Here is a 24,206-nt window from a genome sequence, read left to right on the forward strand (position 1 = left end):
TGGCACCTCTTACAGTTTTACTTTCTTCATAACAAGCGACAGGCCGCCCAACATGTACAGAGAACGGTTGTCAATGATCTTCTTCATTAATGCAGCTGAACTGCCGTAGATCTTCTTGTCGCCAACCAAGCCGATTGCTTCGCCTTTACCAAGGGATGCTACCGTACCCTTAAGTTCAGGAACGAACGGCTTCATCTCTCCGCCACGGATAAGAGAAACTAAATTCTGCGCGAGGTTTTCACCTTGCTGAATTGCAATCTGAGCAGTCGGAGGATATGGACGGTTGATTGCTTCGTTAATGATCAATGCGCCATCTCCTACGATGAATACATCTTCGTGATTTGGTGCATGAAGGTATGGATCTACTTTCACACGTCCACGCATCGTTTCAAAGCCTGCGTTCTCGATGATTGCGTTTCCGCGTACCCCACCTGTCCATACAACAGTTGCTGACTTGATTTCTTCTCCATCAGCAAGCACGACGCCTTCCGGTGTGCATTCTTTAATCGGTGTGCTGATTTTGAATGTAACACCTTTGCGGCCCAATACTTCCATCGCATAATTTACTAGCTCAGAATCAAAGCCAGGAAGAACGGTAGGTGCAGCTTCAATGTTGTAAATTTTTACAACAGAAGGATCTACGTCGAACTCTTTGCACAGCTCAGGAATACGGTCAGACAATTCACCGACAAATTCAATACCTGTAAAGCCTGCGCCACCCACAATAAATGTCAGCAGTTCTGGACGTTTTTCCATTTTATATTTTGCGAAGCAATATTCGATATGCTCGCGGATTTCACGTACGCTGTTGATGCTGCGAATGCTGAATGCATGTTCTTTTAAGCCTTGGATACCGAATGTTTCCGGCTCGCTTCCAAGTCCGATAACCAGATAGTCATAAGATAGCACTTCTCCAGATTGGAGGACGACTTTCTTCTCTTCACGCTTAATTTCTGTTACGGTATCTTTGATGAAGTTGACTTTAGTGCTATCTAGCAAACCTTCAATCTCTACACGGCAATCATCCGGATCTTTTGTACCGGCAGCTGGCTCATGAAGCCACGTGGTGAAATAATGGTAATCATGCTTGTTCACCAGCGTAATTTCAGCTTCATTGTAGTTGATTTGCTTTTGCAGACGAACAGCTGTCATTAACCCGCCGTATCCTGCGCCTAGAATGAGAATTTTTGGTGTGCTCATGTTTTCACTTCCACTTTCTTCTGAAATTTATGTTTCACAAAAGCATTGTACCTTTTTTCACTATCTTCCCCTCTAATAAGGGACGTATGCACGAAACCTGCTGCTACCGTTACGATTTTGTTCACATTTTAATCATATATTGATTTACACCTTTTTTCAAGTGAAAATATGCACAATGGGTGCAAACTTACGTGGTTGATTGTAAAACGAATATTTTTACTCGTCAACAATAAATTATTCGCATTTATCGGTTTTTCTTGTGATTATTTCTCTTTCCATTATTTTTTTCCCTCGGTATAATAAAAAGGAATTATCGGCTTCTTAATTTTCGGAGGTGTAGCAAAATGGGTTTAGTAAGGGATGAGAAGGTGTATGAAATTACGGTAATCGGGGGCGGCCCGTCCGGCCTGTTTACAGCATTCTACGCAGGAATGCGGCAGTCAAGCTGCAAAATTATTGAAAGCATGCCACAGCTTGGCGGACAGCTTTCCGCACTGTATCCGGAAAAATATATTTACGACGTAGCGGGCTTCCCAAAAATCCGCGCGCAGGAATTAATTGACCGTCTTAAAGAACAAGTAGCGCAATTCGATACGGAAATCTGCCTGGAAGAAAAGGTTATGTCCGTAGAAAAGAAAGACGATCTGTTCGAGATTACGACAGATAAAGGAATCCATTATTCCCGCACTGTAATCATTACGGCTGGGGTTGGAGCTTTCGAACCGCGCAGACTTGAACTTGATGGCGCCGAAAAGTATGAAAAAGCTAACCTGCATTATTTTGTAGACGATCTAAATAAGTTTGCAGGCCAAAAAGTGGTTGTATTCGGCGGTGGTGATTCTGCAGTAGACTGGGCGCTTATGCTTGAGCCGATCGCAGAGAAAGTAACCATCGTTCACCGGCGGGACAAGTTCCGTGCGCATGAACACAGTGTAGAAAACTTAATGAAATCAAAAGTAAACGTACTTACACCATATGAACCGCACGCAATCGAAGGCGATGACCGTATCGAAAAAGTCGTGCTGCGCAACAGCAAGACCGAAGAGCTGGTAACCGAAGACGTGGATGCCGTCATCGTCAACTTCGGATTCATCTCCTCCCTCGGTCCGATCAAAGACTGGGGACTTGAGCTTGAAAAGGGATCCATTACCGTCAACTCCAAAATGGAAACCAATATCCCTGGCATCTATGCAGCCGGTGATGTAACGACATACCCAGGTAAAATCAAGCTGATTGCTGTCGGATTCGGTGAAGCACCAACCGCTGTGAACAACGCCAAGTCTTATATGGACCCGGGCGCTAAAGTACAGCCGGCACACAGCTCCAGCATGAAAATGTAGAGGAATATTCTATCTTCTTATAGCCCGCGATCTGCGGGCTTTTTCTATATAGCTTTTCCATGTATACATCCCGCTTGTCAGGCAGAATCTAAGCAAAAAAGGATGTGACTTTGCATGGCAAGAAGCACGATTTATACTCTGTACATGATAGCCGTTATTGCCTTAACCATCGGCGTCCCACTTATGCTTTATTATGGCAGCAATGACAAGCTCGCCGGCATGCTGGCCGCCGTCCTATCCTTTGGTGTACTCGCCAGCTATGTTCTCTACGGCAACCTGCTTAACCGAAGAAATTAGCAAGGAGGAGCATACGATGTCGATGTGTCCAATCTGCAACGGCTTCGAGCATGTTCAGTATGCCTGTCCTGCTTGCCAATGGCAGATGGAAGACGCCGGAAAGCTAGAGACATTTTACGGTCCGTACAGCCCTTATGAGGAATGGGGCGATGTTGCGATGACGAATGGCTACCTTGACCAAGCCGAAGGGCAATGCATGCACATCTTTAGCTGTCCGCACTGCGGGCTTGAAATCACCACAGGTATCGAGGAGATTACGGTTTTGTAGGCAGACAATCCGCATAAAAAAAGCGTCTGAATGCTTTGTTCGGACGCTTTTTCCTCATTATTTCTCCGTTACTTTTCTCGCTTCCGTATATCGTTTGTTTACATCATCCCAATTTATTACGTTCCACCATGCCTTACTATACTCTCCTCGCTTACTCTTATACTTCAAATAATATGCATGTTCCCATACATCAAGCACAAGTAGCGGAATCACACCCTGCTGAGTCAGATTCTGATGCTTCTCAGCCTGCAAAATCTCTACGCGGCCAGCCTGCGGAATCCATACCAGCATCGCCCACCCAGACCCCTCCACTTTCTCTGCCGCAGCAGAGAAGTGCGCTTTGAACTTGGTAAAATCGCCAAATGTGCGGTTGATCTCTTCGGCGATGACGCCATGGGCGACTCCCCCGCCTTTCGGCTTCATATTGTTCCAAAAAATTGTATGCAAATAATGACCGGAGCCATGAAACGCAGCTTCTCTTTCCCAATGCTTAATTAGGTCATACTTGCCGGCCTCACGCGCTTTCTGCATCTCCTTCTCTGCTTTGTTCAACCCATCTACATACGCTTGATGGTGTACATCATGGTGCAGGCGCATGGTCTGTGCGTCAATGTATGGCTCCAGCGCATCATAAGCATACGGAAGCGGCGGTAGCCTATGTTCTCCAATCGGAATCGTTCTCTCTCCGGACTGCGTCTGTATGTCCGGATGCGCAGAGACAGAATTGGCAGACATGTATTGAGCACCGTATGCAAACGCAGACGAGAGCAAGACGGCGGCAACTGTTCCCCATACTATTCGTTTCATTGCTGTCACTCCTGTAATAGGCTGTAATTTTTTGCATCAGCCATAATGTACTTCATCTGTTAACATGCGCCAATTCTTCATTATGTATGCTTTATTTTTATTTTAGCATTCGCGCTATAAGAGCCATTATATTTAGAAAGGAGATTATCAATTGACGGAACTATCAAATATCTCACATAAAAAACCCGAATGATGGACTTTCTTCAAAGTGTCTATCATTCGGGTTATAGTTAACTATTCTGAATACAGAGATTTTATGTTGGCAAATTACTTTTCTGTTGTAGGCTTGTAGTGTCCGGGTATGCTTTTGGATGAAATGGCCAATCGGTTCCAGCCATTAATCGTGATAATTATGGCGATGAGATCGATATATTGTTTTTCATTAAAATGAAGGCGGACCCGCTCATACAGATCATCTGGTACACCGTTCGCTGAAATGGTTGTGACTGCTTCCGTTAATTCTAGCGCTGCCCTTTCCGCTTCAAGATAGAATGGTGACTCACGCCAAGTATTCAAACAGTAAATTCTTTGTTCGGTTTCACCATTTGCGCGGGCATCCTTTGTGTGCATATCCAAGCAGTACGCACAGCCATTGATTTGAGACGTACGAATTTTAATCAATTCGATTAATTTGTTATCAATTCCCGTTGTTTTCTTGTACTCCTCCAATTGACTCATTAACCTTACAAATTCCCGATTGGTCCTCATGTAGTTAATGCGCTGCTCCATGTCTATCTCCTCCATTACATCATTTTGGATTTTCACTAATAAGACAAAATAGAGGATTGATTTGTGACATAAAATATAGGGAGCCTCGCATTGAGCTCTCAGTTTATCCTTATTAAGGAACTGGAATATGATTTAATTTATCCGGATTTGAAACAATAAAGATCCTCTGGATATTTTTTTGTTTTGAATTTAATTCAAAGCAGATGACTTTAACAGGATGCCCCTCTTTTACTTGCAAGATTCCTTTCTGACCATTGACCATCACCGGAAGAAGTTCTCCTATGAAACTTCCTTTAGCGGAAATTCCTTTAAGAAAGGCAGATACGCGCTGTTTGTTTACAATTGGATTTAATGCAGCAATCACTTTTCCTCCGCCGTCGGTAACAAGTACAACATCTTCTGTAAGAAGATCAATAAATTCTTCAAAGTTTCCAGTCATTGATGCTTTTATGAATGTCTTTGCCAAGATATCAACACGTTCCGTATTCTCCAGATGGACAGGGATATCATTCTTTAATTTTCGCTTAATACGGCTGTAGATTTTTCTGCAATTCACTTCAGTCTTTTCCAGTATACTGGCAATATCCTCATAGTCATAAGCAAACGCTTGTCTAAGAACGAACACTGCTCTTTCGACAGGTGACAGTTGTTCCAGCAAAACGAGAAAGGCATACGAAACTGCTTCCTCTGTTATAATCTTATCTAAAGGCAGATCTGTTTGATGTACCCGAGGCTCAGGCAACCAAGGCCCTGTGTAAATTTCTCTTCTCTTACGGGCTGATTTTAAAAAGTTTAGACAGCGATTCGTCGTCACTTTCGCAAGATGTGCCTTTAAGTCCTTAATTTGATCGGTGTCAAGCTTAAGCTGAAGGAATAGATCATGAACGATATCTTCTGCGTCGGTGACTGATCCAAGCATCCGGTACGCAATGGAAAAAAGAAACGGTTGATATGTCTTATATAATGTATCCAACTCCATCACTTGTTTCACCTATTTTCTGTTACATTTATTCTCAAGTTTATACGATTTGCAGATCGAGGAATATCCATAGAATGTATAAAAAATTTGGGAACTGTTTCCGCATCTTATCAGATGTAAATCGTTAAACCTATGTTTTATTGAATGATGAACTTTTCAAAAATTAAAGGAAAAGCCTGTTTGCATTTTGTAAATGATTATATAATATAACTCCTAAAATATGTAACGTAGTAAGCGTACCTTTCGAGATAAAAAGCAAAGGAGGGATCTTCTTGGAAATACAACCCAGTAACACATAAACTAAAAGAATTAGAACAGCGAATTGAAAAGCTCGAAAACAAAAATAGAAATAGCCATTCAGATTGAATGGCTATACAGTAGTGTGGAAAACTCATACGTTTCTCTATATTTTGAGAAGCGGCATACACCGCTGCTTAGCTTGCTTCTATTATTGCGGAATGTTTCCTCCTGCTACACGATCCCCCGCATTACCAGCCGGATCGGACTTCATATCATCTTCATCCGCATGAATAATGATCGCTTTGCCCAAGATGGAATGAGCATCCCCCGGTTTTAGATTGGCCCGATTCACCATAAACTCGGCTTTACCTGTTCCATCCTCTTTTACTTCCAAGTTTGGCATATCCGCGACATGATGTCCTTCTGGATTCTCTAATCCATGCTTTTTATTGTCCGGGTTAAAGTGACCGCCCGCTGACTTGAAGTCATTTTTCACAAACGCCTTCTCATGCACATGGAAGCCATGCTTGCCAGGCTTCAGACCTTGGACTTCCACTTCCACCTTGACGCCTTCCTTCTCTTCCGTCAGCACCGCATGGCCAATCCGTTTGCCTTTGGCATCTACGATATGGACATACGGCTTATCGATCGAGATTGCGGAATGCATACCGTCCCAATACACCTGATGTCCTGTCGCTTTAGAGAAATCCCGTACTGGAACATACGCCGCACCGTTATGAACAAGTACTTGTTTTTCCCCCATCGTTTCTTCTTTGCCGCCTGCATAAATAGAAAAGGAGGCCGTATCCACCGTTAATGAGGCTGCATAAGCTGCCCCGCTTGAGAGTACCGCTCCCGCTACTACTCCTGCCATGAATTTTTTCATAAACTATGTATCGCCCCTTTCATGTAAAAAATACAGTATATATCCTCTCCTTCCTCTATTTATCTGAGGTGAAACATTTTTCAAAATAATTCGTGCCTTTGTCATAAGTAATGGATCTAACGAGATACAACCCGTCTCATCAACCTCAAGTAGATGTATGCTTCCTGTGTATTTTTTTGAATCATTTGTGTACTTGCTTTGACATAAAAAAGCACCCCTAAACGTATCCAAAAATACGTCAAGAAGTGCTCATGTACGCACTCTTTAGTCGATTAGCACTCTTCCGGTACACCTTGATCGTCACGTGTACGGAATGAGGAACCGCACCCGCAGCTCGCTACTGCATTCGGATTTTCGATGGTGAAGTATCGTCCGTAGTAAAATACGATACCTTAGCGTTATCCCCTACGATAAACTAACGGTCATTGTACGTTCATATAGCGTTAAAGACGATTGTATATTCGCTCAACAGCGACGTATTATCTTCAACGTGTATTGTTACTTCATTATATATGCAGAGATAGGAACGATACAAGCGCAGATTAATGATTCAATAGAAATTTCGCTGTGACCCTTTCTAACTCAAACGCAACTATTCGTTTATCAACTCTCATTCGGTTGTATCTTTGTATATGACGTAATTGAACGATACCCAGTTCGCTAAATTTATAGTTATTATCCTTGTTCTTTTTCCAATCAATTAGTTTATCGAATTTGTTTATACGACGTATAAGTGCCTGATAACTTATCCCGATTAGTTCAGCTGTGTATTGTGCTGAATATATATATTTAAGTTTTCTCATCGCCTGTACTCACCTCATAGATTAAATTTGAAAATTATTCTACCATGAGGGTTGCGTATTAAAACATACGAGTCTCGAACCATTTTTTATTGATTTTTTTGTTTTTTGTAGTATATAATAATCTATTATTATAATTTATAATATTTCATTTTAACGATAACTAACGAAAAGAAAGCGTAACGTGACGAATAAAAAACACTGAAAAGTACGTTTTTAACCTCTACTCTTCTAACGAAACTTTAACGAAAAAACCTCTGCAATGTTACAAAAAAAAAGGCGGCAGCAACCGATATTACCCGATCACCGCCGCTACTACTTATGACTTATTTTGTTAACCCCGCCAACTCCGCCAATTCTTCCGCAATCTCTGCGGCAGATAAACGCTTCGGTCCATCTCCGATTTCATTCGTTGTAACTTCCGAACGATTCACCAGGCGAGCTGTCAGTTTATAGTAAAGCTCTAGCGCCTTAATCGACGCGATCCCGTTGTTGCTCGTCCCTTCAATTAATCGTTTTAGCTGCGCATCTGCTACGCCGCGAAACGAATCGAGCTGACGATCTGCAAGCGCATTGTAATACGCGATAAAGACCGGATTCTCTTTGCGCCAATTAAAAAGCGCGGTGCGTGATACGCCGACCTCAGCGGCAATGTCGTCTAATGTCCTGCGCTCTTTAGTCGGTCGCATTTCGTTTTCAAGCACTAGAAACGCTGCTTTGCGTTGGGGTAGCGTTAATTTCGATTCTAATTCGTTAAACTTCATATTCACTCAGCATCCAATCTAATTCGTGTTTTACTGCGTCATAATCTGCGTTAGCTTTCGCAAGCTCTCGCGCAACCCGCTCTGGATCGGCGATAAGCTCCGCCAACTCTTGCGGGGATAGCGCAGGTATAACTTTTTCGTTCATAATTTCGCTATAGTATTCTGCTATTAACGCTTCAAAGCGTACTGTCATATGAATATCGCTTGCTACGTCTGCTTCGTTCATTATTCCGGCTTGTAGCTTGTTGAAATTAGAGATAATACGCAGGGCTATCCTAGCCTGATCCGCATATTCTTCCGCCACACACTTGCGCAGCATATCCGCTTCCCGATGCATACCCGCAAGCCATGCGTAATCCACTCCGATTTCGTCTGCCGTATGTCCTTTCGCCATAAGCGCGGCCACCCTGACGCTGTAGTCCCGCACCCTCCGAACCTTCTCGGACAAGAGAGCGCCTGCTTCACGTGAGATAAACGGTGCTGGTTCCTCCGGCTGCATTCCCGCCGCAATACGCTCTTGACGGTGTTCTTCAAGCTCGCGATCTAGTCGTTCAATATCTTTCTTGATCTCTTCTATCGTCATACAATCGCCTCCATTAAAAAGAGCCGCGCCATTACAGCGCAGCCCTGTTCGTTTACTTATATTTCATCATCCGGTCTACAATCATAAACGCTTGACCGTTGTCAAACTCTGCAACTGCTACACGATCCCCAACTTTCAATACGTCTTCAAACGTCAACTTAACGAAGTTATACGAAAAAGACGAATACGGCGCTTGTTTATCGTCAGTATCGAGGTAATCCTTTTCCGTTTTATCTCCGAGTTGTCGTTCTTCGTTTTCTACGTGCTCAATCGTCACAATGCGCGAGTGTCGCGTAAGATGTTCAGCAACGAAAACATCTTCCGGATACAGTTCTGTGTTTGTATGATCGAGTCTGATACGTAGATGCGGCGGAGGCGAAGTGACAGTAGCCATAAGTAGATCAACGTCTTTGTTATAGCCGTGTCGCTTCATTAATTGAACAAAACGGGTATATGTGCTGCCTTCCATCACGCCATAGCTCCTCCCGCCATCTCGATTTCTTTAACGATAAGCATTGCAACTTGCCGCGCCTGTTCCGCTGTAGTAGCATTAGAACCGTTTATAGCGACGGAAATATTACCTATATGAAGGCCATGCTTTCCTTGCGAATATCCACGGTTCTCATTCGCTGGAACAACGCGCTCCTCTTTGTGAAGGATCGCTTTATACCCGTCATACGGAACTCTTTCGATTCCGTTGTAGTGCGAGAAAGCGTTACCAAACCAGTTCTTCGTTTTCTCCCACGTAGACGGTTCGTACGCCGTCATTGTTCCACTGCCGTAAATCGGCTTTGGTTGAGGTAGTCGTCCAGTATTGCGATACAACTTCTCCTTCTCCAAGTCGTTACGCGCTTCACTCTTAGCGCTATTAACTACTCTATTCATAGCCCGACCATATGGCGTAGTTTCTACGTTTCGTACCGCTGCTTGTACTTTATCGATTTGTTTCAGCGCACTATCAACGCCCTGGGTAATATACGACATCAACGCTCCGGCTGCCGCTAATCCCGCGGCTCCAAACGCTTTTACAAGCGGTCCGCCCGGCAAAGAGAGTCCAACCATCATACCTGCCAGCGCGGCGCCCATCGGATGTTGCTTAAAATACGTCCCTACGCCGTCAAGCATTCCTTTACCGACCGCACCGCCGATTCCCATTGCCGCGTTCATTACAGCAGACGAAGCACTAGCGATTTTCTCGCTACCTCCGCTATTCAAATAGTTCACAACGCTATCCATGCCGATTTCCGTCATTTTGACGAACTTGTCTGAGATGGACAGTTTGTTCCACGCTGGATCATTATTCAGCTTCGTCACAAACGAATCCAGACCGATGGCGACCTTCTCTAGCCCCCCGATTGCACCGGCGATGATATCGGAACCGAAGTTTTGTAGGCGATTAAATTTTCCGTCTGAGAACATTTTGTCGATGCGATCAAGGATCGGCTTTGCACGTTCCAGACCTTCGAAGCCCATATCGGTTAAGCCCTGGCTAAACTTTTCTTTGACTTGTTCATACTTCGCTAATCCGGATTGGTCGGCTACCTGCTGCCTAAGTTTATCTGTGTATCCGATTCGATTTAGCAACCGATCCATCTCGCGAATGAACGCATCCCCTTCTTTTCCCTTCAACGCGCCAACCCACTTCTTCGGAAGGTTGAAGCGCTCGACAAGCGATACCATATCTCCCGACATCGCTTCACGAATCGAAAACGAAGCCCCCTCTAGTCCTTGCATTGGATTTGAAAGGGCTAGACGTTCAGTTAGCGATGTTAGCTTCTCTACTTGTTTCAAGTCGCGTGTGATGGGAAGATATGCTTTAGCCGAACCGAGAAAATCCTGCAGCGAAAACATGGGGCTTTCTAACGCTTGTTTCTTCATCGTATCGAACAGATTATTTGCTTTCTTGTCGTCTTGCACTAATGCACGAATCGTAATTTTCTCGTATTCCTGCTTTGCTGCAGCTCCTACGGTAGCTTCAAACGCTTTCACCGCGCCCTGAGCCGTCACATATGCGCCAGCAAGCGCCGTGACTCCGGCCACCATTCCGCGAAAGCTCCCGCCCGCTGTTACTGCTGCACCACTCGCACCTGATAGAGCGCCACGTACCGACATAGCCTTCGTTGACAAGCTCGATAGTGCCGACGTAGCATGGCCGCTCGCAGACGTAAACCTTCCAAGTGAGTCGCGTAGTTGTCCGCTAGTGCTACGAAGACGTTTCGTTGCTGTACCGGTTTGATCCATCGCTTTTTCTAGTATGCTTGTTGTTTTTGCTGATGCGGTCATCGAACGAGATACTGCGTCAGTCTCATTCTTAATAACGCGTAGATTACCGGCAGCTCTCCTTGCGGGCTGACTCATATTATCGACGAGTTTTAACCGTGCAACTAAATCGTAAGCCATCCGTTATCACCTCCTGACTAATTCGGGTAGGTGTTTGTCTATTGAAGCTAAACACCGATCCATTCGTTTTATTAAGCGCCGGGACGAACGAGAATGCGGATTTTTAGCGATTATAATCGCACTTTCTAACAACTCATCCGCTCTTTTCGCGACTAATTGAGCTTTCAAGCGCCTATCATTCGCTAGTTCATCGAGAAACTTACGATGCATACCGATACGCAATAAAAATTCCCACATGTCGACAGAACTTTTTGTTTCACGTGCTTTCGCTATCATCTCCGCACATAGATCGGCTATTTCGGATAATCCTTGTTCAACTGGATGTACGTTCATTTGCGTTCTCCTTCCGCAAAACAAAATAGACGCCCGACTAGCGAGCGCCTTGTCCGTTGCACCTACTTAATTTTTGTTACACCGTCGATAACGAACGGAAGCCCGGTATCAATGCTATGTGCCTCGATCCGTCCCTCCATCGCTTTCCGAAGTTCCCCGTCGCTGATGCCGTACGGTTGCTGAATACCGCCGTAGTAGAAGAACGGAGCAAAATCGCGGGCATGCACTTTGTCAATCGAAACGCCTGCTGCTTGTTCTGCTGCATATTGCATATCAACGATTGCTTTGCGCGTATTTGCGTATACTGCTACTGCATGTAGATACTCCGCTTTCTTCTCTGCAATCTTACGCATCGCAGCATTGTATTTCTCGTCTGTCTGCGCTTCTTCCGCCAGTTGGCGTACAATCGACTTTACTTCTGTTGCAGCTTTATCAATACGTTCGTTATAGATATTACCAGCACGCTTTGCAATTTCTTCATACGACGATATCTCCGCCTCTAGTCCGAGTAGTTTCTCGCGCAGTTTCTTCTCTTCCGCCATATTCTTATCAGACGAATCAAGCACGATAGCGTCAATTGCTGCAGAAAGCGCCACTTTCGTCTCAGCAATAGTCCGGCGAATTTCTTCCGCTCGCGCTTCGTGTTTGGCGACTGATTGCGCTTTTTCTTGGCGAATTACATTTACTTTCTCAATAGCTTCCTGTACTTGCTTAGGTAGTGTAATCATTCATCATTTCTCCTTTATTTTAGTCTAATATGAAAAAAGACGCCGGTTATTCCGACGCCTCTTGCGCTAACTCATGTTTAATTTTTGAATACAGAACTATATTGTCTATAGACGAGTGCTGACGAGCAAGTAACTCGGCACTTGATAAGTCTGATTTCGTTAATTGTTCCCCAGAACTGATTTTTTTCATTAGACTAGAGCGAGTTTTAACATAATCAAAATGAGCTTGTTTATGTTCGTATTCGTACATATCAAAACGATCCTTCATAACAGCATACCGCGCCTCATCTACTTCATCACCGGATTCCGCTTTCTCTGCTAATTCTCTTACATACTGTTCGCTCGGATTGTCAACGAACTGTGTATCCTCATCAAAAAGGGCTTCAACCAATTCGTTGTAAGCCCGTTCCTTTATTTTGTATTCAGCTATTTTTTGAGAATTTCCACGTGACATAGTTTTTAGCTTTTTCAATTCTACAGCTGTGATCGTTAATTTCATTACTAATTCACTCCTTTTAAAGATTTAGGATACTGTCTGTTCTCTAGCTCGTATAAATCGTTATCTGTGATAAAGTAGCGTTCAATATCGGTGCGATAAGCAAATTCAATCGACTGCAGTTTATACTGATATTTCTCGCTAACTTCACCAATAACATAGCTCTTTTCCGCGTTAAATTCAGCAATAGTAGCATGATAGTCTAGAACCGCATTAGCAAATGCTTTCTTCGTTTCAAGTAACTTTTCGAGGACGGCATCGAATCGCTTCTTACGAAATTGCGGAACGAAATCTTTGTTCCAGGAGTCAACTACGTTCTGCGCTGTAATTTCCTCAGGGACAATATTTGTATAACTTACACGTTCCAAATTGCGTCGCTCATACGCTGTAATTGCAGATGCTACCTCTTTATCTAGCGCATCTAGTTCAGCGTCCTTGTTTTGACCGCTGACTAATGATTCGCGAAGCATTTGCTCATACTTTGCTTTAAGAGCTTGAACAGTTTCTAGTGCCGATTGCTCCCGTTTTAATAACTCCTGATGTGCAGACGCGCGACTTTCCTTCTGAGCAACAAACTTATCTAACATTTCAAATTTCATACTTTCCATCTCCTTCGATTTGTTTTAATATCTTACGAATAGCTCCAACTAAAAAAGCCCGCCATCTCGGAAGCGGCGGCTTTGTTACTAGCAATTTAATATCATGCAGTTCTTTCAGAATGTCAGCGTTATACCCGATTGTGTATCCTGTATCGGCTGTGTCACTTGTATGCTTAATAACTCCAGCCACTCCTGGCGTTTGTAGCGATAACAAATATAGTCGATTGTCGCTCGTCCAGAGTTCAAACGATTCTACACCGTTCCGTTCCGCTAGTTCTCGGATGATTAGCAGCGAAAGTTCATACGATTCAAACGGTAGAATCAACTCGTCTAGGCGCTGTCCGTCTTGATCGTAAAGAACAGCGACAAGAAACGGACTAGCTTCGATTGTCTCAACGTTAGCAATGATTAGCGGGCGCATTATCTATTCCTCACTTTCTCGGCTTTCTGCGACCGTCACCGATCAAAGTTGGTAGCATTTTCAACGCTCGTTCTTTTGGAACATCTCTTGAAAAACAAAAATTCCGTGTACATCCGGATTCGTCTGTAATCTTAGCTGTATAATGCTTTTCATATCCGTATGGTTCAAGCCACTCAATCTTCATTCATTTATCCTCCCTTTGTGTACGTTTAGACACCACTAAATAGATAATGTAGGGTAATCCTATTCACTACTAAAACAGCAAGCAATACAGGGTAAATACGGCGCTTATACGGCGTGATTTTCGTCCGAAATGTACACACTTTCCCGTATATTTCTCATGTTATTTCTATTGCGTTCTCGCCGTTTAGCTTCTCTACAATCGGTACAATATTTCTGTCGATTAGACTTCCGCAAATACTTCGTGCTACACCGTTCGCAGCGGTCTATTGCGCCGTCTGTATGCTGCGTTTTGATTCCGAATGAAGCGAAGTATGATGCCGCTAACACCTGATCGCTCGGAAGCACATGTGTCTCGAAATATTTGCAACGTTGGTTTGCGCAGTTGTTAAAATACAAACAGCGAGGGTCCCCGCCTGGTTCGATATGGCAGCCGTTCTCACCGTTGAAGGTTGCGCAATGATCGTGTGCATATCGCTGGATCGTCTTTTGTAAATCGTTCATTCTCTACCCTCGCTTTGTAAATTCGTAATAGATGCTCTTAATGCGCTGCAACTTACTTTCGTTTAATTCCAACGCTTCAATCAAATCCTGTCTCAATCTATCAGATAAAGGGCGCTCACCCTTTTCTACGCGATGTAGATGCGACTTTGAAACACCTACCAATACTCCTAACTCGTCCAGACTGAGACGGTACACAAACCTAATCTGATGCAGTGTGTCTGCATTAATTGTCATTTCACCATCCTCCTCTAATTTGTCGCGGCAATAAAAGTTGCCTAAAATGCACAAAAAGAAAGACCCAATCTGTTCTTATCCAGATTGAGCCTATCCTTCTTCACTATTACAGGAAATTATTCTGCAAAATCGAACGCCAATTCTCACTTGTCCTATTCGCATTTTTCCACTTACTAGCCTCCATTTCTTCCGGTGTAGTTTCGCTCAGATTATACGTCAACACACTGTTTGGTTTATGGTCTGACTCTGCAAATCTAACTTTTACCTTATGCGTACGATCTGAATCAAGGGTAGGCGCAGCTTTTTTAATTCGACCTCCAATCTCTTTTAAATCGTTTTTCATCGGAAATACCTGGTACGGTATCTCTATTTCCTTATAAATATCCTGTAATGTTCCTTCACGATAACTTTCGTAATACTTCACAGGTAAAAGTGTCCCGTATTTACGCAAACGTGCTGTTGCAACCTTTTGTTCATTAGCGCAGTGTGTACTGCAGTACCTCTTTCGCTTGTGCTTTAGATAAAAAACTGTGTTACATTTCCAACAGCTACAAACTGCATAATTTGGATTTGTCAACGCAGGGATATCGCCTGCTACTGTTTTTATGTAACTCCGCTCTATCTTCTCCCACTCTTCGCGTGTTCTCTCCCCGTTCCGCTGCTTCTCTTCATCTCTTTTAATGTTTTCCTCGATATAAAGAGTCTTATCACCGAGGAAGGTAATGTGTTTCCAAAAATCGCTATACTGAACGCGAATTGCCTTATCTTTCTTTTCTGACTTCGTATTAGTTAGCAAGTCTCGTTTCTCAATTTGAGCAAGATATTCTTCTGCAAGGTTCTCGCATTCATCGTTGAATGCTTTAATGTCCACATACTTAGCGTTTGCTTTCTTTTCTAAAGCTCCTGCGTCTTGAACAAAATAATAAATAAGTGGTGTCTTCATTTTTACAGCCCTCCCATAATTAGATTTCATACTTCGCCCACGATTTTAGCAACGAACGCATTCGGCTGGACGGCAGGTATAGGCTAATCGGTTGGCCTTTGCGAATACGCGACCGCCATACCCATTGCAGAAGATCAGATACAGCGAATAGGTCTTGATCGACAGATACTCCGTTATCTTCAAAAAATACACGCTCAATCGGATGGCAATATCGGTTGTACACGTAGGCAAGCGCCCACCTATCCGCATACTCATTCGTTGCGCGTAGATTACATGCCGTAAATGCTTTAGAGTATCCTTTTCCGGACAAGTCACTCCGCCGTTCTTTAATCGTTGTCCACATAATCTCGTTCGACTTAGCTTTCACGATGTTACGGAAGTAATTTGATATCGCTTTTTTCAGTCCCTCCCGTACGCTCTCATTAGCTCTACTGAGCCAGGTTGTACTAAGCGCGTTAGACCGTTCAGCCACGTCATTCAGTTTCCCTTCGTATAATTCAATCAGCGACATAAGCTGCTCTCGTCTCTCTGCCATCCGATCATATTTCGTTAGTTCATATGCTCGTCCGTTGTGTCTGACCGCATGAAACTCGTATTCTAGCCCATGTAAATCATAGTAATAGCGCTGTACCTGAGCATTAAATAGATACGTCAGTACATAAACATCCGCAAACGCCTGGAACACACGCGGAGGAAACGCCCATAGTAAAAAACTGCCTCGATGGATAAATAGGTTTCCAGCCCGCGCTAGAAGTTTAATGTCGCTAAACCTCCCGTCCGTATATCCGTCATATATCCAGTTCACGCGGTTTTCTACTATTTCGATGTACTTCGAGTCTAAGAGCGCCCTTATGTCGTGATTACCGATATTAGCTCGCTCGATTACGTCCATAACTTCGTCCAGAATGAGCGTATATCCGCTGTCAGTTAATAATTCGATTAGCTCGTCATCTGCCGTTTGGAATAGCGAGTGCGTTGCCGCAATATCCTTGCCAGCGACGATTAGCTCTTTCAGACTCCGCAACTTCCGTCCTTCGCTGTTATTATTATTAGGTTGGATAAATGTACGGGATTTAACCGAAGTAATGATTCGCTGCACTTCGTCCAGGTACGGCGTAATGTAGATGAATTTTTTGTACATCGGCGCATCTTCAATATACTGTAACGCCCAGCTCGTCTTGCCTGCGCCCATAATCGAATCAACAATTTTAATCATATTCATCCGTTCCTCCCTCTCCGCTATTCGTACACCAAGCGGATCTATCGTTTTATTAGGCGAGAGATACCGCCGATAAGATAAGTACAAATAATACCGAAATAGTAAATAGCGGTGGTCTTACTTATGCGAAATAATCGTTAATATAGACGATAGTGGAGTCCCGATTTTGGACGACACAGCAAGCCGCTTGCGGCGCGCTAGTAATAGTCCGCAGAATGACTCATTCTCCGTTACTATTGGCGCTTCTGTTATAACGGGCTATCGCCCGACTCTGCGCTTCGTTTCACTTCGCTTGAGTAACCGTCCATTTCGTTTAGCACTTTTTTATATACTCTTTTTAAGGAAATCGCGAAAAAAGCCAGTAATGACGCGGGTTTCAGCATTCGTTTAGCACTTTTTTGTGCTAGGCGTAATTGCCGGTATAAAGCGGAATAACTCGGTTGGTGTACGATTGGTGTTTATACCGCAAACCTATTCGCCTTTAAAAAGTCATACGCTGCCTTTACTTTTATAAACGCCTCATTATTACCGCCAGTATCCGGATGAACTCGCTTAACCGTTTCTCTGTACGCTTGTCTTACTTCACGAGGGCTTGCGGCAAACCTAACGCCCAATGTATAGTAAGCTCCTGTTAAATCAGTTCCGCCCTTATATGCCGAATCTCCGAATATACGATCAGCAAAGTCGAAACCCTGAGACTTATCCTCTGGAACTGCCTCCGCAAGTTCTAAAATCGCTGCGATTTTTTGCAATCTATCATCGTTGTTATTAAGCCTACGTATCGCATCCGTAACTGAGCGTTTTAAATCCGATTCTCTGGATGAAGTATCGCGCGATTTACCGGAAAGCAATCGTTTTACCTCTCGACGTTCCTTCGTGTTCATTTCAGTGATTTTCTTACGCTGACCATTAGAAGGAATCGTATGAAGTTCCTGACGTAATTCTTTTGGAAACGTGGCTAGATCGTACAACAACTCTACGTTCCCACCGTCTTCTAAATCGTTCGTCAACGAACGGAATAAAGGATCGCTTTCGTACACTTCGTAAATAGCGATATATTTGCGAGCCATTGGCGGTGAAATCTTTACGCTTTCTTTTAACCAACGCTCCCATTGCCCGTGTATTAAACGGTTTTTCTTAACATGATTGAGGCGTCTACCGATTTCATAGATAGACTCACCGGCTCTTTTCTTATAAGAAACGATTTCTTCCGTAATCACTTCTATTCTCATAGAGAGTGTCATATTATCTCCTCCTTAAATTAATTGATGTACCGCGCCAGTACCTCCGACAGCACCCGCAGATTCTCCGGTTTCATTTCGCTATGTCCGTTCAGCCAGCGACTAAGTGTGACCCGATGTATACCGGCCTTCTGCGCTATGATTCGATGCTTCATTCCCTCTCGTTCGATAATTTGCGTTGCTTGTGCGCGTGTTAGCGTCATTACGCACCCCTCCGTTTTATCGTTTTGTAGCGTGTAAGATAAAAGAAAAGCGCCTATACTGGACTAGACGTAGATTCCGGAAATCTCGCGCAGGTTAAGCGGAAATTTTTTCGTTCTCATAAGGTAATACGTCTGCCGCGAACGATCTCGCTAAACTTTTGCGAAATTTTTATAAAAAATACGAAACTTCGTTCGCATACCTTTCGTATAAGATGGAAGAAAATAAAAAAGCGCCAGGTTGCAGCCTGACGCATGAGTCACGACGTTCTGCGATAGCCTATCCCGTGAACGTGCGGTAGTGATATGTACGATTGCCGTCGTCATCTCACCCGTTGATATGTAAGTAGGCGCTTGTTGCCGCAAACACCCACCGTGTTATAATGTAACCGAGCCGGAACAAGGTTGCCGCCAAGTCCCGCGCTTATTCGATTAGCTAGCGTTGCAGCGCTTGTTAGTCGGATGCAATATCGTAAACTTCGTCGTTCCTTCGGTCTAGTCGTGTGGTGAAGTACTCGTAGATGCTCATACGCTTCATTCGCCGCACGATTCGCCGAAGGTACGCCGCATCATCTTCGCCTGGACGCGGATTATATCCGAGACATACATACGATTTCTGTACGAATACACCTTCGCTATTGGTCGGAATAATCTCGGCTAGTGACGTTGTTTCGTATTCGTGATCGACGTAGATTGCGAATCTATCGTCAATCTGCAGACCGTGACACACTTCGAATACGGTTGGCTCTCCGTCCATCGTCGCACTGAACGATTCTACTAGAATTACCACATTGCGCATTACAATCGCTCCATCAATTCGATTACATCCGCAATCAACTCGCGATACCCTTCCGCTTCATCTAATTTGCACCCGTTTACCGCGTACCAGGCGACTAGTTCTACCGGTTTCATATGAACGAATACCTGCGTATCTTTCGCGGCTACTCTACGCACGAACAATTCATATAATGCGTCTACATCCGCTGATATACAACCGAGCGAAAAACGACCGTCAATGCCGATTGATTGCGCCGCATCCGGTGATAACGTGAATAATGGTCGCTGCATACGCGGGAATTTTACGTTGTACCAACCTGCGACTGTCTTCGTATACGATACGGTTGCTTTCGGTGACTTTGCGAAGTTAAACGGGATGAATCCATCTTCGATTGATTGCGCTACTGCTACTGACATAATAAATCGCCTCATTTCGTAAATTTTTTCAACGTCAAACATAACATTTGCATACATTAAGTTCGCGTTTGTATACTTATAGTACATTTTATTCTTGCGCATGTCAAATATATCCGAACTAAAAGTACGTAATTGCGAAACTTTCGTCTATTCATTACGTAATTGAGGTATAATAGAGAGTACGGAGGTCATGTAAATATGGAGGAATCGAGAGAAAAGATAGCACTGACGTTGAAGCCGTCATATAAACCTTTGCAACACACATTAATTGATCGCGGAAAAAAGAAACAGGACTTGCGAGATGATTTAGGACTATCACCGTCAACTCTTGCGAAACTTACTAATGAAAAGTTTGTTATGCTCGATATTATTGCAAAGATATGCCAGTACTTAGATTGTAAAATTGAAGAAGTAGTCGAGTTTGTTCCAGACGCAGAAACAAACGACAAATAAGCCGCTAGGATAACGTATCCCTGGCGGCATTTTTATTTTCGAGACTCCTTCGCCTGCTCCCGTATCTCCTTCGCATCAGCGACGCTTGTAGTGCCTACTACGTCCTCTCCGCGTAATGTCAGTAGTGAGCGTTGTTCGTCGGGCGTAAGATACGCTAACTGCTCGGCAGCCGTTGTTCCGAGCTTACCGGATGATACTAGCGTTTGAATTTCGAGGATGAGGTCGTTGAGTTTTAGGAGTCTACGCGTTGTCTTTTCTGACTCTCCGATTGTTTCCGCTATGTCTGCTGCTGTTTTCAAGCGGCCATTTTGTCCACTTGATCTATCTCCACCGTGCTTAATACCGAAATACTCCTTTAGAAACGCCGCAATACGTCCCTTTTTTATCGGATCATGTTCCGCCTCACCTCGCCTCTCTACGTTTTCTGCGATTAAGAGGTACTCCGCTTCCTACTCTTCGCCTGCCCTACCGCTTCCTCTGCCTTCTGTGCGTGTCCTCTCGCGCCTCATTTAGCGCCTTCTTGACTTCGCGTAACTCCCGTACAGTCATTTCATCTACCGTCTTTTCTTCGCCGGTGGACGGGATTGTGTGCGCTGTAGATACGAACTCTTGACGGTCGATTTCGGATGGTAGTTGTATGAGTTCAAATATTTTCGACGAGTGTAACGACGTCGTTACATCGTTGAACTGTTCGTATGATTGTATGAACCTATGCGCCTGCATTCTAGTGAAGTCTACATGTTCCGAAAGCCATCGTATCCACCCACCTGCGTTCTCGCGCTGTTCCGCCAGTGCGCGTTCTTTTGCGTCAATGCTGTCAGGCTTAGCATCTCTTACATGTTTTAGCCTCCTCCCGATTTCGAAGATAGCGTTACCTGCGATCTGTTTATACGAGTTTATTTCTGCTGTTATTACGGTTATATCAGGTTAAACGAAAAGGAAAAACGTCCTGACCGAAGAATTATATCGTATAGGAAAATAATACCTAACGAAAGGAGTGAGCGATATGAAACGTCTAGTACCTACGGTATGTGCCGCTGTGCTGGCGCTATCAATCCCGGTAACAACGAATGCCGCACCGTATCCAACTGACGACATGTTCCGTGATGATGCGCCGAATACCGAAGATATCTTACGTACGCAGGTACAGAAAGAACTCGGTAACGATACGTCAGATACGCGCTATCTCGACCCGAATTACGTTATTGACGAAGATGAGGCGTTATTAGACGAAGAAGAAACAGCGTATTGGTATGCGCCGACGTACGTTGACCGTGAGTATATCGTCGTTGCGGTAAATCCGAAGCTGAAGCGGTATATGGTAAAGAGTGTCGAGCCGACTCCGGTAAAGATGAAGCAACACGTTATATTTACGCAGGAATGGTTGATTACGGGTGAACCGTTGAAAAAAGGCGAACGCGTGTGGTTGACGTTTGACGAGGATGAATCGGACGGTATCGATTCGGAGCGTAAAGACGGATTAGTGTACGTAACGCCGCAATGGGCGCTGGAACTGCCAGTAGCGGAGGAGTAAACGAAGAAAAGCGCCATCTTTCGGTACATTCCGTTAGATGGCGCTTGTTTATTCGTATAAAGGGATTGAACATTGAGAATACTTATAAAAAAAGAAACGGAGGTATTTTCGATATGAAATGTCGTGATTGCGGAAACAAAGGAGCTGCTGATAAGCGATGGGGCCTTTGCGCAAAATGCTATAAAATACACAAGAATTTTGTAAAAGGCTTTCCGAAACTTAAGCGTAAGTAATAACGCCATTCTCTACAATCGGAATAACCCGTCTCTTATCTGGCGCCTCATACTTCGTCTGTAGATAGTCGATAATGTTCGTATTGTTAACGCATAGGTCGATAATGTCCGCAGCGAGTACCGTTTTCGGAACGCTACAGGCGAAAGCTAAGCGTTCGAGTTTATCGTGAGTATCAGCGGACAAAGCCGGATTGACTCGCGTCTTCTTATCGCTACGTACTTTACGTACCTCTCCCCCACTGTTTCGCATAAAAACGCCTCCCTCAAGCGATTTATCTCCGGAAATGATTTAACGGGTAAATGCGTAAACCATTTACGTTAAGGAGTATATGCGTAAACAAGCCGCATATTACCGATCAACCCCCGAGTTAAAAAATATTGTGCGCAAATTGCATACACCAGGCGCAGGGTTTTTAAAAGGGGGGGCTTGGGGCCGCGTCACTCTTCGCAAAAGAAAAACGCCAGCTCATTTGCTGACGCTATCCTTACGATTATTAATCGCTCTATATAACGTTGCTTTACTAACATCGGTAGCTTCGACTATCTCCGGTACGGTCAAGTCACCTGCGTCATATAATGCCAATGCCGTAGCAATCTTCGTCTTGTCTGTTTTCGGTCTACCTCCGACTCTACCACGCGCTCTAGCCGCCTGTAAGCCCGCCTGTGTACGCTCTGCGATAATATCCCGTTCCATCTCCGCAAGTACCGCCATCATACGGAACATAGCTTTACCAACCGCTGTAGACGTATCTATGTTATCTCGGATACTGACGAACTCAACACCGCGCTTCTCTAGTTCAGCCGTTAGCTCTAACAGCTTAAACGTTGAGCGACCGAGACGATCTAACTTATATACGACAAGCGTATCACCGTTACGTAATGCGTCCAGGCAACGTTGTAGCTCCGGCCTATCGTCTCTCTTACCGCTCATCTTCTCGGTGTAAATACGTTCGCATCCGGATGCTTTTAAGGCGTCCATCTGCATATCGAGGTTTTGATCCTGCGTTGATACGCGCGCATATCCGATTTTCATACGTACCTCTCCCTTATCGTTTCTTTATTCGCATCGTATCATAAACGGAACCTTATAGCAACGATAATATTGAAACGAGTTTAGGAACGGTTAACAAGTGATAAAGCTAGATAGCAACGGTACATTTACGACCGTATCATTAATAATCGTTTTTGGAACTGATAGATGCGTTAACCCCTGAGTTTTCGAGGCGGGCGTCCATCAGGAGCGTGCAGCGGATGTAAGGAGCGTTATTCCACGTATCGGCAATCGTCGGCAACCGGTAGCACTAGCGACAACCCGCGTCATATCAACGTTTATTAATGTTTTACCGCGTTAAGGCATCACTTAACACGCATAGCTTTATTACGTTAGCATCGCGCGAATAAGCGCCAGTTCCTCTTCGTACGACATAGCGTTCTCTTTCGCCTGCTGTGCTGCTATCCGTTCATGCTCCATGCGCTGCCGTTTCTGATCCGCTACCCATGTCGGAAGGATATCGGACTTATTCGCCTTGGCTGCCCGTTGTTTCTTACGAGATATATCGGATGCCTTCGCTTGCTCGAACGTACTGTGAGCGCCTGTATACGGTTTAGACGATGCTTTATGCGTTGACTGCTTGCTCGATGCGTTAGAACGGCGCTGACAACCGGCAATCGCTCGCTGTATCGCTGATTTGACGTACGCAACGATATTACCGACGCTGGCGACGTATTTCTTAATACGATCGAGAACAGGCTGACGTTCAACAGCCGGTAACTTTTCTTCGTCTGCTATGCGGTTGAATACCGTGTCTAAATCATCATCGTCTTTATTCGTTTCTTTAGCTTCCGTAGGTTCCTTAGATTCGGCGCTGGAAAAAGCGGCTTCATTCGTTGACACGCCTACGCTTTCACCGTTTTCATGTTTGGAAAAATCGGTGGAAACTTCTGCGCAAAAGTCCGGTAAGATAAACGGGTGCAAGACGAAGAAGCGCAGCTCCATCCCGCTTACTTCGATGACTTTACGCTGTCCGATACGTAGTTCTTCGAGACGAGCGAAGATATTGCGGATTGTACGCTCGCAAGTACCGAGATTCTTCGCTAATGTATCCGTAGCAAGCCAGCAAACGCCCGGTACAACGACGGAATGCTTAACGATGATATCTAACGCTTCCCTGGCGTTCTTATGCAACCTGCGGCCTGCAGCGAGCTTATGAGCGGTGATATGCTCGTCCATTTCCGTTCTACTTTCGAATGATCTTAGTGTTTGCGCGAAGGTACGATATATACGGCTAATTAACATGACATTTCCCCCGTTAGCACACGGAAGAAAAAGCGAGTCCACTTCGAAAAAAAGCAATACTTAAGAAGCCTTGAATTATCGAATTTTTTTCGATAAAATAAGGTT

30 protein-coding genes and 1 pseudogene are annotated in these 24,206 nt (G+C 44.3%); 5 read left to right on the plus strand and 26 right to left on the minus strand.

Annotated features, from left to right (window positions below; genetic code table 11):
* Positions 1–9: 9 nt before the first annotated feature.
* Entirely contained in the window at positions 10–1,200 is a 1,191-nt protein-coding gene (locus AB3351_RS15305; RefSeq protein WP_371148019.1) for an NAD(P)/FAD-dependent oxidoreductase, read from the minus strand.
* A 344-nt stretch (positions 1,201–1,544) separates the two neighbouring features.
* Between AB3351_RS15305 and AB3351_RS15310 the strand changes: the two genes are divergently transcribed.
* From AB3351_RS15310 to AB3351_RS15320, 3 genes are all read left to right on the plus strand, one after another.
* A complete protein-coding gene (locus AB3351_RS15310; protein ID WP_371148020.1) occupies positions 1,545–2,540 on the plus strand; it encodes an NAD(P)/FAD-dependent oxidoreductase in 996 nt (331 codons plus the stop codon).
* 114 nt (positions 2,541–2,654) lie between these two features.
* Positions 2,655–2,837: a hypothetical protein gene (locus AB3351_RS15315; RefSeq protein ID WP_371148021.1), complete on the plus strand. Its 183-nt coding sequence runs from the start codon at positions 2,655–2,657 to the stop codon at positions 2,835–2,837.
* Between the two features lie 16 nt (positions 2,838–2,853).
* Entirely contained in the window at positions 2,854–3,105 is a 252-nt protein-coding gene (locus AB3351_RS15320) for a hypothetical protein (protein WP_371148022.1), read from the plus strand.
* 57 nt (positions 3,106–3,162) lie between these two features.
* Here AB3351_RS15320 and AB3351_RS15325 read toward each other — a convergent pair whose 3' ends face one another.
* The 22 genes and pseudogenes from AB3351_RS15325 to AB3351_RS15430 form a co-directional block, all read right to left on the minus strand.
* Positions 3,163–3,912: a superoxide dismutase gene (locus tag AB3351_RS15325; RefSeq protein ID WP_371148023.1), complete on the minus strand. Its 750-nt coding sequence runs from the start codon at positions 3,910–3,912 to the stop codon at positions 3,163–3,165.
* 267 nt (positions 3,913–4,179) lie between these two features.
* Positions 4,180–4,641, minus strand: a complete 462-nt coding sequence (locus AB3351_RS15330; protein ID WP_371148024.1) for a carboxymuconolactone decarboxylase family protein — start codon at positions 4,639–4,641, stop codon at positions 4,180–4,182.
* A gap of 112 nt (positions 4,642–4,753) precedes the next feature.
* A complete protein-coding gene (locus AB3351_RS15335; protein WP_371148025.1) occupies positions 4,754–5,620 on the minus strand; it encodes an RNA polymerase sigma-70 factor in 867 nt (288 codons plus the stop codon).
* A 448-nt stretch (positions 5,621–6,068) separates the two neighbouring features.
* Entirely contained in the window at positions 6,069–6,746 is a 678-nt protein-coding gene (locus AB3351_RS15340) for a superoxide dismutase family protein (protein WP_371148026.1), read from the minus strand.
* 272 nt (positions 6,747–7,018) lie between these two features.
* A pseudogene (locus AB3351_RS15345) lies at positions 7,019–7,120 on the minus strand (iron-sulfur cluster assembly accessory protein); the annotation flags it as partial.
* Positions 7,121–7,872: 752 nt separating this feature from the next.
* On the minus strand, positions 7,873–8,310 hold the full coding sequence (locus tag AB3351_RS15350) for a phBC6A51 family helix-turn-helix protein (RefSeq protein ID WP_371148027.1): 438 nt from the start codon (positions 8,308–8,310) through the stop codon (positions 7,873–7,875).
* Positions 8,300–8,893, minus strand: coding sequence for a hypothetical protein (locus AB3351_RS15355; RefSeq protein ID WP_371148028.1), 594 nt, complete (start codon positions 8,891–8,893; stop codon positions 8,300–8,302). The genes AB3351_RS15350 and AB3351_RS15355 overlap by 11 nt, the downstream gene beginning before the upstream one ends.
* A gap of 52 nt (positions 8,894–8,945) precedes the next feature.
* Positions 8,946–9,362: a DUF2577 domain-containing protein gene (locus AB3351_RS15360; RefSeq protein ID WP_371148029.1), complete on the minus strand. Its 417-nt coding sequence runs from the start codon at positions 9,360–9,362 to the stop codon at positions 8,946–8,948.
* Complete coding sequence (locus AB3351_RS15365) at positions 9,362–11,293, minus strand: hypothetical protein (RefSeq protein ID WP_371148030.1); 1,932 nt, start codon at positions 11,291–11,293, stop codon at positions 9,362–9,364. Before AB3351_RS15365 ends, AB3351_RS15360 begins: the two co-directional genes overlap by 1 nt.
* Positions 11,294–11,299: 6 nt before the next feature.
* Complete coding sequence (locus AB3351_RS15370; RefSeq protein WP_371148031.1) at positions 11,300–11,626, minus strand: hypothetical protein; 327 nt, start codon at positions 11,624–11,626, stop codon at positions 11,300–11,302.
* A gap of 62 nt (positions 11,627–11,688) precedes the next feature.
* Complete coding sequence (locus AB3351_RS15375) at positions 11,689–12,354, minus strand: hypothetical protein (protein ID WP_371148032.1); 666 nt, start codon at positions 12,352–12,354, stop codon at positions 11,689–11,691.
* A gap of 46 nt (positions 12,355–12,400) precedes the next feature.
* Positions 12,401–12,853 carry a hypothetical protein gene (locus AB3351_RS15380; protein WP_371148033.1) on the minus strand — a complete coding sequence of 151 codons (453 nt, stop codon included), beginning with the start codon at positions 12,851–12,853 and terminating at the stop codon, positions 12,401–12,403.
* A 2-nt stretch (positions 12,854–12,855) separates the two neighbouring features.
* Positions 12,856–13,449, minus strand: a complete 594-nt coding sequence (locus AB3351_RS15385) for a hypothetical protein (protein ID WP_371148034.1) — start codon at positions 13,447–13,449, stop codon at positions 12,856–12,858.
* A complete protein-coding gene (locus AB3351_RS15390; RefSeq protein ID WP_371148035.1) occupies positions 13,439–13,870 on the minus strand; it encodes a hypothetical protein in 432 nt (143 codons plus the stop codon). Before AB3351_RS15390 ends, AB3351_RS15385 begins: the two co-directional genes overlap by 11 nt.
* A gap of 10 nt (positions 13,871–13,880) precedes the next feature.
* On the minus strand, positions 13,881–14,054 hold the full coding sequence (locus AB3351_RS15395) for a hypothetical protein (protein WP_371148036.1): 174 nt from the start codon (positions 14,052–14,054) through the stop codon (positions 13,881–13,883).
* Between the two features lie 503 nt (positions 14,055–14,557).
* A complete protein-coding gene (locus AB3351_RS15400) occupies positions 14,558–14,788 on the minus strand; it encodes a helix-turn-helix domain-containing protein (protein WP_371148037.1) in 231 nt (76 codons plus the stop codon).
* A gap of 106 nt (positions 14,789–14,894) precedes the next feature.
* On the minus strand, positions 14,895–15,731 hold the full coding sequence (locus AB3351_RS15405; RefSeq protein WP_371148038.1) for a hypothetical protein: 837 nt from the start codon (positions 15,729–15,731) through the stop codon (positions 14,895–14,897).
* Between the two features lie 19 nt (positions 15,732–15,750).
* A complete protein-coding gene (locus AB3351_RS15410) occupies positions 15,751–16,953 on the minus strand; it encodes a hypothetical protein (RefSeq protein WP_371148039.1) in 1,203 nt (400 codons plus the stop codon).
* A gap of 455 nt (positions 16,954–17,408) precedes the next feature.
* Positions 17,409–18,194 (minus strand): DUF3102 domain-containing protein, encoded by a 786-nt coding sequence (locus AB3351_RS15415; protein ID WP_371148040.1) that lies wholly within the window; start codon positions 18,192–18,194, stop codon positions 17,409–17,411.
* 17 nt (positions 18,195–18,211) lie between these two features.
* On the minus strand, positions 18,212–18,394 hold the full coding sequence (locus tag AB3351_RS15420; protein ID WP_371148041.1) for a helix-turn-helix domain-containing protein: 183 nt from the start codon (positions 18,392–18,394) through the stop codon (positions 18,212–18,214).
* Between the two features lie 451 nt (positions 18,395–18,845).
* Positions 18,846–19,190 carry a hypothetical protein gene (locus AB3351_RS15425; protein ID WP_371148042.1) on the minus strand — a complete coding sequence of 115 codons (345 nt, stop codon included), beginning with the start codon at positions 19,188–19,190 and terminating at the stop codon, positions 18,846–18,848.
* The gene (locus tag AB3351_RS15430; RefSeq protein ID WP_371148043.1) at positions 19,190–19,585 is read right to left on the minus strand and encodes a hypothetical protein; all 396 of its coding nucleotides are present in this window, start codon (positions 19,583–19,585) and stop codon (positions 19,190–19,192) included. The genes AB3351_RS15425 and AB3351_RS15430 overlap by 1 nt, the downstream gene beginning before the upstream one ends.
* 198 nt (positions 19,586–19,783) lie before the next feature.
* Between AB3351_RS15430 and AB3351_RS15435 the strand changes: the two genes are divergently transcribed.
* Positions 19,784–20,038, plus strand: coding sequence for a helix-turn-helix domain-containing protein (locus AB3351_RS15435; RefSeq protein ID WP_371148044.1), 255 nt, complete (start codon positions 19,784–19,786; stop codon positions 20,036–20,038).
* 1,006 nt (positions 20,039–21,044) lie between these two features.
* Positions 21,045–21,572, plus strand: a complete 528-nt coding sequence (locus AB3351_RS15440) for a hypothetical protein (protein WP_371148045.1) — start codon at positions 21,045–21,047, stop codon at positions 21,570–21,572.
* A 219-nt stretch (positions 21,573–21,791) separates the two neighbouring features.
* Here AB3351_RS15440 and AB3351_RS15445 read toward each other — a convergent pair whose 3' ends face one another.
* From AB3351_RS15445 to AB3351_RS15455, 3 genes are all read right to left on the minus strand, one after another.
* Positions 21,792–22,055 carry a hypothetical protein gene (locus tag AB3351_RS15445; RefSeq protein WP_371148046.1) on the minus strand — a complete coding sequence of 88 codons (264 nt, stop codon included), beginning with the start codon at positions 22,053–22,055 and terminating at the stop codon, positions 21,792–21,794.
* A 216-nt stretch (positions 22,056–22,271) separates the two neighbouring features.
* Positions 22,272–22,838, minus strand: a complete 567-nt coding sequence (locus AB3351_RS15450) for a recombinase family protein (RefSeq protein WP_371148047.1) — start codon at positions 22,836–22,838, stop codon at positions 22,272–22,274.
* 345 nt (positions 22,839–23,183) lie between these two features.
* Complete coding sequence (locus tag AB3351_RS15455; RefSeq protein ID WP_371148048.1) at positions 23,184–24,035, minus strand: hypothetical protein; 852 nt, start codon at positions 24,033–24,035, stop codon at positions 23,184–23,186.
* Positions 24,036–24,206: the final 171 nt, after the last annotated feature.

Source organism: Aneurinibacillus sp. REN35, from assembly GCF_041379945.2.
Classification (GTDB): Bacteria; Bacillota; Bacilli; order Aneurinibacillales; family Aneurinibacillaceae; genus Aneurinibacillus.

What these genes read in the sequence shown, in the direction of transcription:
- AB3351_RS15395 (WP_371148036.1), bottom strand. Translation starts at nt 14,054, where the DNA reads ATGAAGATTGAGTGGCTTGAACCATACGGATATGAAAAGCATTATACA.
- AB3351_RS15415 (WP_371148040.1), bottom strand. Translation starts at nt 18,194, where the DNA reads ATGACACTCTCTATGAGAATAGAAGTGATTACGGAAGAAATCGTTTCT.
- AB3351_RS15380 (WP_371148033.1), bottom strand. Translation starts at nt 12,853, where the DNA reads ATGAAATTAACGATCACAGCTGTAGAATTGAAAAAGCTAAAAACTATG.
- AB3351_RS15315 (WP_371148021.1), top strand. Translation starts at nt 2,655, where the DNA reads ATGGCAAGAAGCACGATTTATACTCTGTACATGATAGCCGTTATTGCC.
- AB3351_RS15445 (WP_371148046.1), bottom strand. Translation starts at nt 22,055, where the DNA reads ATGCGAAACAGTGGGGGAGAGGTACGTAAAGTACGTAGCGATAAGAAG.
- AB3351_RS15455 (WP_371148048.1), bottom strand. Translation starts at nt 24,035, where the DNA reads ATGGACGAGCATATCACCGCTCATAAGCTCGCTGCAGGCCGCAGGTTG.
- AB3351_RS15430 (WP_371148043.1), bottom strand. Translation starts at nt 19,585, where the DNA reads ATGTCAGTAGCAGTAGCGCAATCAATCGAAGATGGATTCATCCCGTTT.
- AB3351_RS15335 (WP_371148025.1), bottom strand. Translation starts at nt 5,620, where the DNA reads ATGGAGTTGGATACATTATATAAGACATATCAACCGTTTCTTTTTTCC.
- AB3351_RS15440 (WP_371148045.1), top strand. Translation starts at nt 21,045, where the DNA reads ATGAAACGTCTAGTACCTACGGTATGTGCCGCTGTGCTGGCGCTATCA.
- AB3351_RS15355 (WP_371148028.1), bottom strand. Translation starts at nt 8,893, where the DNA reads ATGACGATAGAAGAGATCAAGAAAGATATTGAACGACTAGATCGCGAG.
- AB3351_RS15420 (WP_371148041.1), bottom strand. Translation starts at nt 18,394, where the DNA reads ATGACGCTAACACGCGCACAAGCAACGCAAATTATCGAACGAGAGGGA.
- AB3351_RS15390 (WP_371148035.1), bottom strand. Translation starts at nt 13,870, where the DNA reads ATGCGCCCGCTAATCATTGCTAACGTTGAGACAATCGAAGCTAGTCCG.
- AB3351_RS15435 (WP_371148044.1), top strand. Translation starts at nt 19,784, where the DNA reads ATGGAGGAATCGAGAGAAAAGATAGCACTGACGTTGAAGCCGTCATAT.
- AB3351_RS15330 (WP_371148024.1), bottom strand. Translation starts at nt 4,641, where the DNA reads ATGGAGCAGCGCATTAACTACATGAGGACCAATCGGGAATTTGTAAGG.
- AB3351_RS15400 (WP_371148037.1), bottom strand. Translation starts at nt 14,788, where the DNA reads ATGACAATTAATGCAGACACACTGCATCAGATTAGGTTTGTGTACCGT.
- AB3351_RS15360 (WP_371148029.1), bottom strand. Translation starts at nt 9,362, where the DNA reads ATGGAAGGCAGCACATATACCCGTTTTGTTCAATTAATGAAGCGACAC.
- AB3351_RS15450 (WP_371148047.1), bottom strand. Translation starts at nt 22,838, where the DNA reads ATGAAAATCGGATATGCGCGCGTATCAACGCAGGATCAAAACCTCGAT.
- AB3351_RS15375 (WP_371148032.1), bottom strand. Translation starts at nt 12,354, where the DNA reads ATGATTACACTACCTAAGCAAGTACAGGAAGCTATTGAGAAAGTAAAT.
- AB3351_RS15305 (WP_371148019.1), bottom strand. Translation starts at nt 1,200, where the DNA reads ATGAGCACACCAAAAATTCTCATTCTAGGCGCAGGATACGGCGGGTTA.
- AB3351_RS15320 (WP_371148022.1), top strand. Translation starts at nt 2,854, where the DNA reads ATGTCGATGTGTCCAATCTGCAACGGCTTCGAGCATGTTCAGTATGCC.
- AB3351_RS15365 (WP_371148030.1), bottom strand. Translation starts at nt 11,293, where the DNA reads ATGGCTTACGATTTAGTTGCACGGTTAAAACTCGTCGATAATATGAGT.
- AB3351_RS15340 (WP_371148026.1), bottom strand. Translation starts at nt 6,746, where the DNA reads ATGAAAAAATTCATGGCAGGAGTAGTAGCGGGAGCGGTACTCTCAAGC.
- AB3351_RS15310 (WP_371148020.1), top strand. Translation starts at nt 1,545, where the DNA reads ATGGGTTTAGTAAGGGATGAGAAGGTGTATGAAATTACGGTAATCGGG.
- AB3351_RS15370 (WP_371148031.1), bottom strand. Translation starts at nt 11,626, where the DNA reads ATGAACGTACATCCAGTTGAACAAGGATTATCCGAAATAGCCGATCTA.
- AB3351_RS15325 (WP_371148023.1), bottom strand. Translation starts at nt 3,912, where the DNA reads ATGAAACGAATAGTATGGGGAACAGTTGCCGCCGTCTTGCTCTCGTCT.
- AB3351_RS15405 (WP_371148038.1), bottom strand. Translation starts at nt 15,731, where the DNA reads ATGAAGACACCACTTATTTATTATTTTGTTCAAGACGCAGGAGCTTTA.
- AB3351_RS15385 (WP_371148034.1), bottom strand. Translation starts at nt 13,449, where the DNA reads ATGAAATTTGAAATGTTAGATAAGTTTGTTGCTCAGAAGGAAAGTCGC.
- AB3351_RS15425 (WP_371148042.1), bottom strand. Translation starts at nt 19,190, where the DNA reads ATGCGCAATGTGGTAATTCTAGTAGAATCGTTCAGTGCGACGATGGAC.
- AB3351_RS15350 (WP_371148027.1), bottom strand. Translation starts at nt 8,310, where the DNA reads ATGAAGTTTAACGAATTAGAATCGAAATTAACGCTACCCCAACGCAAA.
- AB3351_RS15410 (WP_371148039.1), bottom strand. Translation starts at nt 16,953, where the DNA reads ATGAATATGATTAAAATTGTTGATTCGATTATGGGCGCAGGCAAGACG.